We start from the raw sequence: 13,773 nt of genomic DNA, 5'->3' as shown, positions 1-13,773 counted from the left end.
ATGGATTATCAAGTAGTAGTAATAGGTTCAGGGCCTGGTGGATATGTAGCAGCAATTCGCTGTGCTCAGCTAGGGATGAAGACAGCCATCATTGAAAAATATGACACCCTTGGAGGTACCTGCCTGAATGTGGGTTGTATTCCATCCAAGGCATTGCTGGATTCTTCTGAGCATTTTCATGCAGCAGAACACACATTTAAGGAGCACGGAATTGACATCAACAAGCCAAAAGTCAATCTAAAGCAAATGATTGACCGTAAAGCGGATGTGGTGAAGCAAAATGTAGAAGGAATCGACTACCTGATGAAGAAAAACAAAATCGATGTTTTTCATGGGATGGGAAGTTTTGTGGATAAAAACACCATTCAGATTGATGGGAAAGAAAAGAAAAAGATCACTGCTGAAAAAGTGATCATTGCGACCGGATCAAAGCCGGCAAACCTTCCTTTTATTGAACTAGATAAAGATCGTATAATCACCAGTACCGAGGCGCTGGAATTGAAAGAGGTTCCGAAACATATGATTGTGATTGGTGGGGGAGTGATAGGCGTTGAGCTAGGTTCAGTTTATGCTCGTTTAGGTGCCAAAGTTTCTGTGGTTGAATATTTGGATAGCCTGATTCCTACCATGGATTCAACCATGGGGAAAGAGCTTCAAAAATCATTGAAGGGTCTCGGGTTTGAGTTCTATCTGGGTCACAAAGTGACTGGTGTAGAGAAGAAGGGCAAGAATGTAACTGTGAAAGCGGAGACCAAGAAGGGAGAAAATGTAGAAATCAAAGGAGACTATTGCCTTGTTTCTATTGGCCGTAGACCTTACACGGATAAGCTTGGTCTAGACAAAGCTGGTGTGAAGATGGATGATAAAGGACGAGTAGAGGTAGATGATCACTTAAGAACCAATGTTGATAATATTTATGCAATTGGCGATGTGGTGAGAGGTGCGATGCTTGCTCACAAAGCGGAGGAAGAAGGTGTTTTTGTCGCAGAAACAATTGCCGGTCAAAAGCCTCATATCAACTATAACCTAATACCGGGCGTAGTATACACCTGGCCGGAAGTTGCCTCAGTAGGCTATACTGAAGAAGAATTAAAAGATCAGGGCAAGAAATACAAGACAGGCAAATTTCCGTATAAAGCATTGGGAAGAGCCAGAGCCAGTATGGATACTGAAGGCTTGGTAAAGATTCTGGCCGATAAAGAAACAGATGAAATTTTGGGTGTTCACATCATTGGAGCACGTGCAGCTGATATGATTGCCGCTGGTGTAACTGCCATGGAGTACCGTGCTTCTGCAGAAGATATTGCAAGGATGTCACATGCACATCCAACGTATATGGAAGCATTTAAGGAAGCAGCACTTGCTGCCACTGAGAATCGACCGATTCACATGTAAGGATTATTTGGGGAGGGTAATGCGGAAAGTAGTTCCTTCCCCTATTTTACTGTTTACTTGCACATTGCCATTTAATCGCTCGGTAGCTCTTTTGAGGATGTGAAGGCCCAGACCTGTTCCCTCGATTTTACGGTTTACACGGAAGAACATCGTGAAAATTTTATCAACTGTTTCCTGGTCCATTCCAATGCCATTGTCAGTCGAATCGATGATGATTTCATCACCCTGCTGTTTTACCGTAAGGGCAATAAATGGTTCATTATCTTCAATACGAGCGTATTTAATTCCGTTTTCAATGAGATTTTGAAAAATGGTATTGATTAATGCCCACTCTGCTTCGAACTTGATCGATTGATCCACGTCAATTTTAAATTCAACCTTCTCATAGTTAGCCAGAAACTTATAGGAAGCGATGCAATCGTAGATTATTTTCTCAAAATCAATTTCTTGCTTGCTGTCTTCATTGAAGGACATTTTGGTGAGCCTCAATAGCCCATCCAAAATGGTATTTAATCGATTGGCTTGCTTTTCATAATCATCAATAAACCTAATGGCTGTTTCGTCTTTTACTTCAAGTTTTGCAACATAATTGAGGCTCATCAGTGAAGTAATAGGTCCTTTCAGATCATGTGAAATTCGATAGAAAAAGGAATCCAGCTCAAGTTTCTTTTTCTCTATAAGGTCTGCTTTTTCCTTCTGAATTCTGGCGTCTTGCTCAAGGCGATGCATTTTGTTAATTACATCATAACTCTCAATCACCTTCGCTGTTCGATCATTGATTACGCTTTCTTTCTCATTGATGTATTGTTGAAGGTATTTCAAAGCAAGTTCGAAATCTCCCTGTTTTTTAGCTATCTCGTGTAATAAAAGATTTGCTTTAAACTTGATTAGAACGATCCTGTGTTTGTTGCTATACTCTAGCGCCTTTACCAGTATTTCCTCAGCCTCCTGAAGCCGATCCATTTTAATGTATAATGCCCCACGTTTGTGGTAGCACATTGCGAGACCAAGCTTTTCGCCCATTTCTAAATGAATCTTTTCAGCTTCCAGAAAATCAGCCTCCGCTTTTTCAAATTCTTTCGTTATTGTGAATACTTTGCCTCTTCCATAAAGAGCAAAAGCGAGTCCCCGAACATCATTTTTTTCTTTTTTAAATCGAATCGACTGCTCTATAAGGTCCATCGCATCAGCTATTTTACCTTTATTGAGGTATATGCCTGATAGCGGATTAAAGGCATTTGATTGAAGGTTAAGGTCATTCGCTTCTTTTCCTGATTCTATTGCGGATTTATACGCTTTGATTGCGCTTTCTACGTCACCAAAAAATTCATAGATCGTGCCCATGGATTTCTCTACACGTGCCTTATTGTGGTGATCTTCCAGTTTATTGTAAGTGGTGAGGCAGTCAATTAAATACGCAAGACCAAGGTTATAGTCATCCGTTTTATAAAGTGCCCCTGCAATGGTGTATTTCGCATCGGCTATTCCCTTTTCATCATCGATCTCCTCAAATATCTCAATGGCTTCTTTTGCCATATTTATGGATAAATCAAAGTCACCGATGATCATATGAAATAAAGAAAGGTGGGACAATGATTTGCCCATGCAGGCCTTATCATCTAGCTCTTTGCTTATACCTAATGCCTCCTCAGCTAGTTTAATACTAGCTGGAAGGTCATTGACCCTTCTAGTATAAGCCTCTTCCAATAAAGAATAGACTTTTTGTGTGGTGATGGACGGTGCAGTTTCCAAAAGCTTATTGAATAGTACATTGAAAGATACTTGAGGCACACGTTTTTTATGTCAATTTTTACTTTGAATAATGCAAATCGATGGATAATTAGGTGGATTTACTTATGAAATGGATAAGTAAATTACTTATGTTTTGTTTTCGATAGATCATCAAGAATCAATGCTTCCTGCACTATTTCGTCTATTGATTTTTCTGGAATAGCGGATATATCGAATAGTTCAATGCCTGAAACCATCTTACGGTCTTTGCTTTTCAATAAACCCTGATCGTTTGATAGGTTACAACCATTAAGAAAGGCTAATTCTATTCCATCATTTTTAATTGGATTCAAATAACAAACCCACGTTTTTCTGTAATACATGGGGATGTTGAATCTTATTTTAGGAATAAGGTCGTGGTACTCAGTTAATCGCTGGTGTAAAATGGAAACGATGGCCTTTTGCGAGCCATCGAGTCCTAAAATGAAGTTTTCAACGGTTTTCATTTCTTTTTTACGGCATACCTTAAAATGGTTTTGAGCTTTTCTTCCGGCGTTCGTCTCGGATCACTAAGATAAATCTCATGATGGTATCCTGCCACCTGTAGGTCATTGGCTTGAATATACTCCATGATTTTAGCAATAGTTGGTTCTTCCTCATAAAAGCTTCCGATGTGAAGCCCTTGCACACACAAGCCTTCATTAATCAATTCAAACTTCACTTCATCATCCTGTATCAGCTTAGGGTTTTTATGCTTTACTTTTTGTACTGCTCGGTAGTAGTGATCGCCTTCTACAAAATCAGGCATACGAATTACGATTTTCCAGTTCCATTGATCCGGAGGTGTTTGGGCAAACTTATGCTGTGCCTCCAGCCCTCCATCAATCCACCAAAAACCCTCCATTTTTGGCATTGCGAAATCCATATCTTCACCCTTGCAGATGAATTTGATGTTAAATGCAACTGAATAAAGTTTGTCAATTGCTTCCAGGAACTGGTCAGATTGTGGATCACACCTTCCTGACAATGACAGGTAATAGTAACTGTCCAAATCCCGGATTTGTGGTTGTTTACTGGCTTTGTAGTAAGCAGGGTCTGCTTTTTTAAGATCAAATTTTTCTAGTGTTGCTTCCATAATTTATGTGAGATGTATGATTATGAAAGCAAAGAAATGAGTGCTAGTGACAGCCCTATGTCACTCAATATATCAGGATGAAAAAATTATTCAAAATGTTCAAAATTTCTGCTTTGTACGCTTTCAGGAGTAATTTTCACCCCATTTATTTCATCGGTATCCCAGTCCTGGGTAATCTTCCATTTACCGTCAATTCTTTTTAATGCTACATGGAACCTTCCAACGAATTGTTGATTATCTGATTTTCTGGTTATCCCAGAATAAGCAATAGAATTTTTTCATTTACAAAACGAAAAATTCTATTGCTTATTGACGAAAAATTTCCAATTTTCGGAAATTTTTGTCAGGATAATCCAGACAAAGCAGAGCTTTCGTCTGCCCTTCGGGCAAATTACGCCTATGCGTAATTTGGGGTTATTCGATAGTAGCCTACCTCATAGGCATTGTCACCGTTAGCTGTGCGTGTCTCAAATGAGAATTCGATTATTTGACCTTTTGGCTGGCTCTGCATTTTTTCTTTATTCCTGTTTTTATACTCATCTCCAACAAGCAATCTTCCGGGATTTATGCGCCACACATCATCAGCATGAATGGCATTAAATGCTTCGCCATTATTGCTTTCCCAGGCTTTGGTAAATGGAATCCATACCTGTTCGTTTATTTCCTCCTTTAAGGACTGGGACGAAACAATCAACGAGATGGCAGTAAGAAAAATGAAAGTCAATATTTTCATGATGTTAGGTTTTAGCGAGAAATGGTGCACTATGATGTTCGAGTAGCTCCTTTGCAAAATTTGCGGCAATACCTTGCAGCTCAGAAGGTGAAATGATCTCAACTTCATTACCGTAAGACATGAGCCAGCGGGCAAAATAATTGTAATGAGGAGTAATAAATTTCATTTCATAATTGCCATCACTTAGTTTTTGTTCTTCCACAAAACCCATGTAATATTTCTGTTCACCCATAAACCGCGCGACCATAGGAGATGTATGAATGATTGCTTCTTTTGCATCTGTACCGATTAATGCCTCGTTTAGAAAATCCAGATAGTTGGGGTGGCCACTTGGGTCGAATGATTCTGCTTGTACCCTCACTTTTTGAATGCGGTCAGTACGAAAGTCCCTCAAATCCTGTCTCAATCGGCAAAATGCTATCAAATGCCAGCGGCTTGAATAGAAAACCATTCCCAGGGGTTCTACTTCCCGGTCGGTGGTTTTATCGTTGTAATGTGAATAGTAATTCATCGAAAGGACCCTGTTAGTTGCAATAGCGACTTGAATTTCCGCGAGGTGGGAATCGGGTTGTTTCATAGGGACAGGACTAGGTCGGATAGCAACTCGATCCTCCAAATTATCGAGGAATTCTTTGTCAGAATACTTCAATACTGCCTTGATTTTGTACATGGCTTTATTGAATGCATCAATGGTTTGTGTATCTGCACTACGTTCAATGAATTTGGCTCCCAGCAAAATAGCACTGGCCTCCTCTTTGTTGAAAACAACCGGAGGGAGGTGGTACCCCTCTACTACAAAGTAGCCTTGACCGGCATCTCCACCAATGGGTACTCCGGCATCTATTAATGATCGTATGTCTCTGAAAATGGTACGCCTACCTACCTCAAACCTCTCTTCTAGCTCCGAAATAGGCACTCTGGGTTTTCCCTGGAGATGTATGAGTAATGCATTAAGTCGGTCGATGCGGTTCATGAGAGAAAATTATATCATTCTCTCACGAGTTTAAATCATTTTTAGTTTTAATGATTTTGTGCTGTAAGAAATTGCTCAGCATTTAAGCTCTGTCTTAAAAAGCTGAATCCTTCCCAGAATGATTCATCCAATTCCTCTTTTGCACGTTCGAAAAGTGGTACTTCATCTTGAATGAATTCTTCATTTTCAGGGAATTTGCTAACCACTTCCAGTTGATTCATTATCAAAGTAGCATCGTACTGATAATGATTATCAGCGCCTTCCCCATGAAAATGAACATTGGTAAGCTCGTATGCTCCGTTTCGGAAAGTAAATTCTTCAGTCCAGGTGATGTTTTGCCATACTTTGGATTTTATGACAATCGGTTGATACTCAATCTTGACAATGGCAAAACTCTTTTTGTCTACATAGATTCTTCCCATGGTAGTGCCATGTTCTTTTCTTGGCTCAAACTCAATAACAGCGACCTCTGAACCTTTAAATGAATCCTCAGCACTTAAGCTGAAGTTATAATCATATCTGTTCTTTTCATCAAGAAAAGAGTTTGGGCGCCAAATTGATGACCGTGCCATGTCACTGGCATTTCCTAATAACAGACTTTCCTGATCTACTTGCTTAAATACCGTTTTACGAGCCTTGATTGGGCTTATAGAGGCATTTTCAGACTTACTGAGATTACAAGGAATATAAATATCGACGATACCTTCTGCTAAGTAATAAGTAGAAGCAGAATCAGAAACAGATTCTTTGTAATAGCCTACTTTGTGTAGCCTACTCATTTCGTAGTTGATATGGAATCTATCAAAAACGGTTTCCATTAGAGACTGTCCTTTCTCAAGGCGCATCTCCATCGAGTCATTCTTTTTATCGTCCCCATTTCCTTGAGGAATAAAAAGTCCTAATATGAGTACAAGTGTGTTAAGTGCCATACCGATAGTGTTTGGTATGATACAAAAGTGGGGTGGTAATTGACCACTTTTACTCCATATAATTACATATTTCCATATAAGTAATGTGACTATGTGCTTATAGATGCTTTTACTTAAAGTGATACTTTAACCTTAGAACTACTGATTTGAAGCTTCAAAATACCTACTTACCTTCAAAAAAGATTGATCGTCGCTTATGGCTAATATGTCTAACAAAGCTTGGTTTTTATCGACTGCTTGCTTGTAGTAAGACTCACAAATTTTATAGCCAATTGTATATCCAAGTAACGTTGGTCCTTCTTCCTGTTTCAAGGATTCCCATAACCAATACGTTTGGTCTTTATTTTCTAAATCTTTAAGGAATCGTTCTTTCAAAGACTGCTCATTGGTTTCAAAGTAGCTTTTGTTTCTATACGATCTTTTGTTTTTTCCTACCAAATAATAAGAAACAAACTCAGCGCCACCCTCTCTCAGAATAAGCTCTAGCATGTTGTCTGGCTTGCTATAGGTTTTTATGTAATTCTGAAATCCTAATGCTCTGGCTTGTTGAAAATGAGTAAGCTCATGGGAAATAACCTGTATTAGCTTTTCGGGCTCATCACTTACTCGCTCAATTGTGATCAATTGTCCCTTTGGTGATGCCTGAGCAATACCTTTGTTGGTCCCAACGATCAAGTAAGTAGGCGGAAACATAGCATCACTCACAACATTCTTATATGCTGCCATTTCTTTTTCAAAGGCTTTGGTAAAGGAATCAATGCCAAGCTGAAACTCTTTCAGGGTCCTGTATTGCTGAGGATACTTTTGAATTGATTTTGAAAGAGATGATACAGTGAGGCCGTGCCTGTTCATGTATTCGATCATTCCCGGAGAGGCCTTATCGAAATAATGGGTTGTTAGAATAGCAATTGTATCCGAGGATTCATCCAACTGTTCGAATGCCTTCAAAAAGTTATCCAGATCTGTAGCAATTAGCTGGGCATCCGAAGGATTCATTGGATAGCTAGGTTGTGCCTTGCTTGATATAATAAAGCTTAGCAGCAGTAAAAAGTGCATTAGTCGTTTCATTCTATTTTGAGTTTAGGGATTGTTTATAAATATTAGCTCGTACATGTTTTGCCGAAATGATTGTAGCAAGAAGCGTTGGTATGGTGAATAGCGTAGCAACAATCAAGGCAACCCACAGGCCTGAGATGGTCAAAAATTCTCCAAGCTGAATGTTGGAACCTATTGGGTCCGCCAGGATGTCCAAGGATCAACGGTCCTGCCATAGAAATCAATAGAAACAGGTCAAACAGGAAGGTGAACAGCCAGAAATTCTCCATCTGGCTTTTCAAAGCTCTTGTGGCGATTAAAAAACTACTAATCACGATAGCTCCTACAATTAGTGCAACACCAATACCGGCAGGGATTCGGAGTAGTCCAAATTCGTATCCTACATAATTTGGATCAAGAACACCCCGAAATGGAGCCACCAGGTTAGTAATCAAATATGGAAAGTGGGCGAGAGCTACAATTAGCAGCAAACGGCTGTAATTCCGGTGTTTAATGAGGCGTCCGAACCAAATCAGGTAGAAAAAGAACAATGTAAATCCGACGATTAGCCAATTCATAGCGATCAAGTTTATTTGACCTGCATATTCGGAGAATTGGCGTTTTTGGTTGGTGAAAACAGGATTTTTGGGGTGAATACCTTCCTATTTGGGGTGATTGAAAATCTCCGAAACGGTAGGTTGGTATTTTCTGGAAATCGGTAGTTCAAGCAGTTGATCTTTCAACCTGACTCTAAGTGTGTCCTTTTTGGGCATGTCTTCCGCAAATTTCATATTCACGATGTAGGAACGATGAATCCGAATAAAACCTGGGATGGATTTTAATTGATACTCGACAGAAGAAAGAGTAGCTCGCATGGTTTCTCTGAGGCCATTATTGGTTTCAAAATCCACATAGTTGTCATCTGATTTGATGTAGACAAGATATTTTTCTGCAATTAATATTTTCTCTTTCCCCTCCCCATTTATTCGTACCAATCCGGGTTCAGGATCACTTTTCCCCACAAGGGAGTGGAAAAACAAGTACCTGCCGTATAAGGAGAAAATGACGTAAGGAATACCAAGCATGATCACACATGCTACCCAAAGCTCCAAATATTCAAGCGTATCAAAACATGCCCAATCACAGACCATCTGTCTGACAAGAAAAATCATGTGTATAAAGACAATGAGCTTGATTAACCAAAAGATGAGATCAACCTTTGGAGTTTCTCTTGGTTTAGCTGCAGCAAAAAGGTCGGTCAAATAGCTTATGCTGACCCATATTCCTCCGAAGACCATAAGGTTTGCCACAAGGTAAAAGTATGCTTCAAAATTATTATTGTTAATTCCAAAGGGCCTTGTAATGGCAAGGAAAAGCCAAATGAACAATCCGCTGGACCAATTGATCAGATGATTTTTGTTTTGTGTATGATACAACCAATGAAAGTATTTGTGGTTGGCAAGCATCCATTAAAAATAGGTAACTATGGATTCTTAACCTCAATCGTCAAAAAACCGATGAGTGACCCATCAGTGTTTCTTTTTAGGTCTGCCAGAAAATGTCGATCACTGTTTTTTACAAATCGCTTGCCCATAGTACCGGTGTATTGCTTAAAGTGGATATCGTAAGCTTCCGGTTGCGCATCAAACACAGTGGTATGGATGTGACGGTTGTCTGCTGAACTGCCATAGTCCCCGGGAAGGATGGTACTCAGCAAAATTTTTCCGTTTGAATCGGTCATTGCGGATCCATTGAGACGAGCGGTAGACTCATCGCTAGCAATTTGCGGCATATACTCACCATTGGTGTCGGTATGGTAAAAGTGTACCTTTCGGTTTGCCAGGGGCACGTCATTGGATTTATCGATGAAATTCAGGCAAAGTGTCAGTCGCTTTCCCGGCTCATCTTCGCCAGCGATCAAGACCTGATGTGCCTGATCTAGCTTTTCGAAATCTTTAAAAACACTTGTTTCTGCAGAAGAAATTGAATTGGTTGTTCGATCGATACCACAGCTTACAAGAATTAGAAGAATCAGGAATTTATGCATGATGCATATACGCCTTGCTGTTGGAGAGGTTTAGCTCAGGTGTTCCTTCAGTGACTCAACTACCTTTTTTGAGTTTACTATGAATATTTGATCATCAACGATAAAGACCGGACGTTTTAGAAAAGTGTATTCTTCTTGAATCAACTTCCTGTAGTCCGCCTCTGAAAGATCTTTATCTCCGAGACCCATCGAACGATACTTCATTGCTTTACGTGAAAAAAGCGATTCGAATGATCCACTACGTTCTTTCATTGCATCGATTTGATCAAAAGTCATTTGCTCATTTTTGATATCCTGTTTTTCAAAATCAGCAATTAAATCACCAAGCTCATCCATGATGCGCTTGCACGTAGTGCATGTGGATAGGTAGTAAACTTTCTTCATACTTCAAATAGACCAAAAAGTGATGAAAAACAGAAGCGCTCTGTACCCAATTAAACAAACCAATATTGCGCTTAAACATAGGACCGTATTTAGAAAAGCCCTCCAAGGTTTGAAGCTATAGAATTTGCGCTCCATGAAATAAAAAAAGTAAGTAAGTGCTAAACAGGCAAAGCTTGTTGAGTAAAAGTTTGTCCCCAGATTTATGATGTCCAATTGTCTCAAAATAACAGCAATCAAGCCAAATAGCTGAATAATAAAGAGCAGAATGAAGGTCATTGCTTCAAGACTTACCGTCAAATGATCAGCAAAATATTTACGCTTGCTTCCCAGGTGAATGGGCCAAAAAAGAATCGCTAACATATATGCAAAAACAACCAAGAGTAGCTTCGAGAGTTCTGTTGTTTTTGTATCGTAGACTGCTCTATATTCCTCAAAAGAAACATTTCTTTGATCAATCACTTCATCCACCCACTCTACCACCAGCGGGCTATAGTAAATTGAATTTCTTTGAACGTTCAGTGGCGTTGTGAATGTATTGATTAGCGGAAATAGAAAATAGATGAGGTTAGCTAAAAAGAAAATGGAAACTGGTTTCATGTAAGGCTTACGCCTGCCCTCGGCAAATTCTTTTGAAAGGAATCCCGGGTTTTTAATAATTACCTTGAGTGTTCGCCAAAGTTTGTTATCCGCAAATGTGAAGGCGTTTATAAGCTCACCAAAAAAGTGTTTCAGTGTGCGGTCATTTTCATTTATGATCTTTTCGCCACAATGATTGCAGTAGATGCCATTAAATCTATTTCCGCAGGTTTTGCAAATACGAGTTGATCCAGGTGAGGACATAAAGTAAATATCTCTCCCTTCGGTGGAGATGACAAGGAATGAATAGTTTTTTAGTGTTATTTCGAGCGGAGCGAAAAATCTTTAACTTTTTAAGGATGATTTAATAACCTTCCAATTAAGTAAATTACGTGACAACCTAAATTGATATACAGATGAAAAAAACCAGCCTTTGGACAATATTGCTATTGATTTTTATCGCATGTACACCTACCGAGCAAACTTCAGATCAACCGACACTAGATGACATTGCAGAGCAATACGTGAAACTCATGCTCGAGATTGGGCAGTACGATAGTGATTTTGTTGATGCCTATTACGGTCCGGAAGAATGGAAACCTGCAGCAAAAAAAGATACGTTCCCTTCCGGTGATTTCATTGAAAGAGCCAATAGCCTCATCAGTCAGATTCAGTCGGTAGAAGGTGATAAAGACCGGAAATTTATGCTAGTGAAACAGCTCATTGCCGCCAGAACCAAAGTGGAGATTATCAATGGAAAGGTTTATCCTTTTGATGAAGAAGCAAAGCTCTTATATAATGCAAATCCTCCTTCGTTTCCTGAATCCTACTTTGATAGCCTGTTAATGGATCTGAAAAATGTATTACCGGGAGAAGGGAACCTTGCTGACAGGTACAATGAGTTTGTGAACCAATTCATCATTCCAAAAGAAAAGCTGGATACGGTCTTTCAAACGGCTATTGCAGAGGCCCGAAACCGAACAATGGCAAGGTATGACCTGCCCGAAAATGAAAATTTTGTATTGGAATATGTGACGGACAAAAGCTGGTCCGGTTACAATTATTATCAAGGAAATAGTCAAAGCCTGATACAGATAAATACTGATCTGCCAATCAAGATAAGTCGAGCCATTGATCTGGGATGTCATGAAGGTTATCCAGGGCATCATGTATTTAATGCCCTGCTTGAGAAAAATCTGGTGAACAACAAAGGGTGGATCGAGTATTCGGTATATCCGCTCTTTTCTCCTCAATCACTAATAGCAGAAGGTAGCGCCAACTACGGGATTGATGTGGCTTTTCCCGGTGATGAGAGAATACAATATGAAAAAGAGATTCTGTTCCCTCTTGCTGGTTTAGATGCTTCTATGGCAGATAAATATTATGAGGTACAGGAACTCATTGGAAAATTGAGCTATGCGGGAAATGAGTCAGCCAGGATGTATTTGAATGGAGAAATTAGCAGGGAAGAAGCAGCAGAGTGGATGGTAAAGTATCAGCTAAATGAGTACGAAAGAGCACTGCAACGAACCCGATTTTTTGATCAGTACCGAAGCTATGTAATCAATTATAATCTTGGCAAAGATCTGGTGGCCAATTACGTGGCATCCCAGGGTGGAACAACGGATCAGCCGGAAAAACGGTGGGAAGTTTTCAAGGAACTTCTTAGCAATCCAAATACAGCAAGCACCATTCAATAATATCATTATGAGCATCACCCGAAGAGACTGGATCAGACAAAGTTTATTGGCATCTGCTACCATGCTGGTGGCCGGACCTCATGTGGCACAAGGGTGCGGGAGCGAACGACCAGGAACACTTTTAGGGAAGGATGATTTCATTCTGCTGAATTGGAATGAAAATCCGTATGGCCCTTCGGATGTTGCGATACAGGCTGTTGGTGATGCTATGAAATATGCCAATCGATATCCGGACGAAAAAATCAACGAGTTAAAGGAAAAACTTGCTAAAAAGAATGGATTAAAGCCCGCTAATTTTTTATTGACCGCAGGCTCTACCGAAGTTTTGAGTTTGCTAGGGCAGCATGTAGGATTTCAAAAGGGCGAGATTGTCACCCCATTTCCTACTTTTCCTACCGCTCTTCAATTTGGCCAAAGAGCTGGAGCTACGATCAAAAAAGTAAAGTTGGATGCTAATGACCGCATTGACTTGGATCAAACACTGGATGCCATTACAGACAAAACCACTATGGTTTTCATTTGTAATCCGAATAATCCGACCGGAACGGAACTTGAAACTAAAGACCTCCAAACCTTCTGCAGGAAGGTGCCTGAAAATGTGCTGATCTGCGTGGATGAGGCCTATGTAGAATATTCCAATGCAGGGATGAGCGGAAGTATGGTTAGCCTGATTAATGAGTTACCGAACCTGATTATTTGCAGAACTTTTTCAAAGGCGTATGGACTGGCAGGATTGCGAATGGGATATGCCATATCAAATGTGCGCAATATTCAGGCATTGAGGGATCGGCACCTGGGAGCTGAGATATCTACAGGCTGGCCACCATTGGTTGCGGCGAGTGCCTCGCTGGATGATCCGGAGTTTATCAATAAATGTGTGGTAAAGAATGCTGAGGGAAAACAAATCGTTTATGATGCCTACGATAGATGGGGAGTAAAATACAATCCTTCGTCAACTAATTTTATTTATGCCCGTGATGATCGATTTGAAAAAGATTTAGTAGCCAAAATGCGAACGAAAGGAATTTTGATAACCAAATGGCCAACCATGACCAATCATGTTCGAGTGAGTATTGGTAAACCGGAACACATGAGAAAATTTGTAGAGGTGGTCGAAGAATTTTTGGTTTGACTC

The 13,773-nt window shown here is 39.9% G+C and carries 15 protein-coding genes; 3 read left to right on the top strand and 12 right to left on the bottom strand.

The features are described from left to right. Positions 1-1,395 carry a dihydrolipoyl dehydrogenase gene (gene lpdA / locus ACQK2H_RS18085; protein WP_425392785.1) on the top strand — a complete coding sequence of 465 codons (1,395 nt, stop codon included), beginning with the start codon at positions 1-3 and terminating at the stop codon, positions 1,393-1,395. Positions 1,396-1,398: 3 nt separating this feature from the next. On the opposite strand, the gene ACQK2H_RS18080 is transcribed toward lpdA, so the two are convergent. The 12 genes from ACQK2H_RS18080 to ACQK2H_RS18025 form a co-directional block, all read right to left on the bottom strand. Next, entirely contained in the window at positions 1,399-3,186 is a 1,788-nt protein-coding gene (locus ACQK2H_RS18080; protein WP_425392784.1) for a tetratricopeptide repeat protein, read from the bottom strand. Between the two features lie 83 nt (positions 3,187-3,269). Continuing rightward, positions 3,270-3,632, bottom strand: a complete 363-nt coding sequence (locus ACQK2H_RS18075) for a DUF1801 domain-containing protein (protein WP_425392783.1) — start codon at positions 3,630-3,632, stop codon at positions 3,270-3,272. After that, positions 3,629-4,261: a GyrI-like domain-containing protein gene (locus tag ACQK2H_RS18070; protein ID WP_425392782.1), complete on the bottom strand. Its 633-nt coding sequence runs from the start codon at positions 4,259-4,261 to the stop codon at positions 3,629-3,631. Before ACQK2H_RS18070 ends, ACQK2H_RS18075 begins: the two co-directional genes overlap by 4 nt. Positions 4,262-4,658: 397 nt before the next feature. Further along, positions 4,659-4,994, bottom strand: a complete 336-nt coding sequence (locus ACQK2H_RS18065; protein WP_425392781.1) for a hypothetical protein — start codon at positions 4,992-4,994, stop codon at positions 4,659-4,661. A 4-nt stretch (positions 4,995-4,998) separates the two neighbouring features. Continuing rightward, positions 4,999-5,967, bottom strand: coding sequence for a helix-turn-helix transcriptional regulator (locus ACQK2H_RS18060; protein WP_425392780.1), 969 nt, complete (start codon positions 5,965-5,967; stop codon positions 4,999-5,001). 47 nt (positions 5,968-6,014) lie between these two features. After that, the gene (locus ACQK2H_RS18055; RefSeq protein ID WP_425392779.1) at positions 6,015-6,896 is read right to left on the bottom strand and encodes a hypothetical protein; all 882 of its coding nucleotides are present in this window, start codon (positions 6,894-6,896) and stop codon (positions 6,015-6,017) included. Positions 6,897-7,034: 138 nt separating this feature from the next. Further along, positions 7,035-7,964: a DUF2268 domain-containing putative Zn-dependent protease gene (locus tag ACQK2H_RS18050; protein ID WP_425392778.1), complete on the bottom strand. Its 930-nt coding sequence runs from the start codon at positions 7,962-7,964 to the stop codon at positions 7,035-7,037. Positions 7,965-7,996: 32 nt separating this feature from the next. Further along, positions 7,997-8,509, bottom strand: a complete 513-nt coding sequence (locus ACQK2H_RS18045; RefSeq protein ID WP_425392777.1) for a hypothetical protein — start codon at positions 8,507-8,509, stop codon at positions 7,997-7,999. Between the two features lie 84 nt (positions 8,510-8,593). Continuing rightward, positions 8,594-9,397 (bottom strand): LytR/AlgR family response regulator transcription factor, encoded by an 804-nt coding sequence (locus tag ACQK2H_RS18040; protein ID WP_425392776.1) that lies wholly within the window; start codon positions 9,395-9,397, stop codon positions 8,594-8,596. A gap of 17 nt (positions 9,398-9,414) precedes the next feature. Next, the gene (locus ACQK2H_RS18035) at positions 9,415-9,978 is read right to left on the bottom strand and encodes a hypothetical protein (RefSeq protein WP_425392775.1); all 564 of its coding nucleotides are present in this window, start codon (positions 9,976-9,978) and stop codon (positions 9,415-9,417) included. A gap of 30 nt (positions 9,979-10,008) precedes the next feature. Next, entirely contained in the window at positions 10,009-10,362 is a 354-nt protein-coding gene (locus ACQK2H_RS18030) for an arsenate reductase family protein (RefSeq protein WP_425392774.1), read from the bottom strand. A gap of 3 nt (positions 10,363-10,365) precedes the next feature. Then, entirely contained in the window at positions 10,366-11,202 is an 837-nt protein-coding gene (locus ACQK2H_RS18025; RefSeq protein ID WP_425392773.1) for a DUF3667 domain-containing protein, read from the bottom strand. A gap of 152 nt (positions 11,203-11,354) precedes the next feature. On the opposite strand from ACQK2H_RS18025, the gene ACQK2H_RS18020 reads away from it, so the two are divergent. Then, positions 11,355-12,638, top strand: coding sequence for a hypothetical protein (locus ACQK2H_RS18020; RefSeq protein ID WP_425392772.1), 1,284 nt, complete (start codon positions 11,355-11,357; stop codon positions 12,636-12,638). A 7-nt stretch (positions 12,639-12,645) separates the two neighbouring features. After that, complete coding sequence (locus ACQK2H_RS18015) at positions 12,646-13,770, top strand: pyridoxal phosphate-dependent aminotransferase (protein ID WP_425392771.1); 1,125 nt, start codon at positions 12,646-12,648, stop codon at positions 13,768-13,770. The last annotated feature ends 3 nt before the right edge of the window (positions 13,771-13,773 follow it).

It is taken from the genome of Ekhidna sp. (assembly GCF_965228795.1).
In the GTDB taxonomy this organism is placed as follows: domain Bacteria; phylum Bacteroidota; class Bacteroidia; order Cytophagales; family Cyclobacteriaceae; genus Ekhidna.
The sequence above is the reverse complement of the archived record's forward strand: the minus strand, read 5'-3'. Positions and strand labels throughout refer to the sequence as shown.

Bases quoted from the DNA above. Each gene is read 5' to 3' on its own strand.
- lpdA (WP_425392785.1), top strand. From the start codon at position 1: ATGGATTATCAAGTAGTAGTAATAGGTTCAGGGCCTGGTGGATATGTA.
- ACQK2H_RS18075 (WP_425392783.1), bottom strand. From the start codon at position 3,632: ATGAAAACCGTTGAAAACTTCATTTTAGGACTCGATGGCTCGCAAAAG.
- ACQK2H_RS18070 (WP_425392782.1), bottom strand. From the start codon at position 4,261: ATGGAAGCAACACTAGAAAAATTTGATCTTAAAAAAGCAGACCCTGCT.
- ACQK2H_RS18065 (WP_425392781.1), bottom strand. From the start codon at position 4,994: ATGAAAATATTGACTTTCATTTTTCTTACTGCCATCTCGTTGATTGTT.
- ACQK2H_RS18060 (WP_425392780.1), bottom strand. From the start codon at position 5,967: ATGAACCGCATCGACCGACTTAATGCATTACTCATACATCTCCAGGGA.
- ACQK2H_RS18055 (WP_425392779.1), bottom strand. From the start codon at position 6,896: ATGGCACTTAACACACTTGTACTCATATTAGGACTTTTTATTCCTCAA.
- ACQK2H_RS18050 (WP_425392778.1), bottom strand. From the start codon at position 7,964: ATGAAACGACTAATGCACTTTTTACTGCTGCTAAGCTTTATTATATCA.
- ACQK2H_RS18045 (WP_425392777.1), bottom strand. From the start codon at position 8,509: ATGAATTGGCTAATCGTCGGATTTACATTGTTCTTTTTCTACCTGATT.
- ACQK2H_RS18040 (WP_425392776.1), bottom strand. From the start codon at position 9,397: ATGCTTGCCAACCACAAATACTTTCATTGGTTGTATCATACACAAAAC.
- ACQK2H_RS18035 (WP_425392775.1), bottom strand. From the start codon at position 9,978: ATGCATAAATTCCTGATTCTTCTAATTCTTGTAAGCTGTGGTATCGAT.
- ACQK2H_RS18030 (WP_425392774.1), bottom strand. From the start codon at position 10,362: ATGAAGAAAGTTTACTACCTATCCACATGCACTACGTGCAAGCGCATC.
- ACQK2H_RS18025 (WP_425392773.1), bottom strand. From the start codon at position 11,202: ATGTCCTCACCTGGATCAACTCGTATTTGCAAAACCTGCGGAAATAGA.
- ACQK2H_RS18020 (WP_425392772.1), top strand. From the start codon at position 11,355: ATGAAAAAAACCAGCCTTTGGACAATATTGCTATTGATTTTTATCGCA.
- ACQK2H_RS18015 (WP_425392771.1), top strand. From the start codon at position 12,646: ATGAGCATCACCCGAAGAGACTGGATCAGACAAAGTTTATTGGCATCT.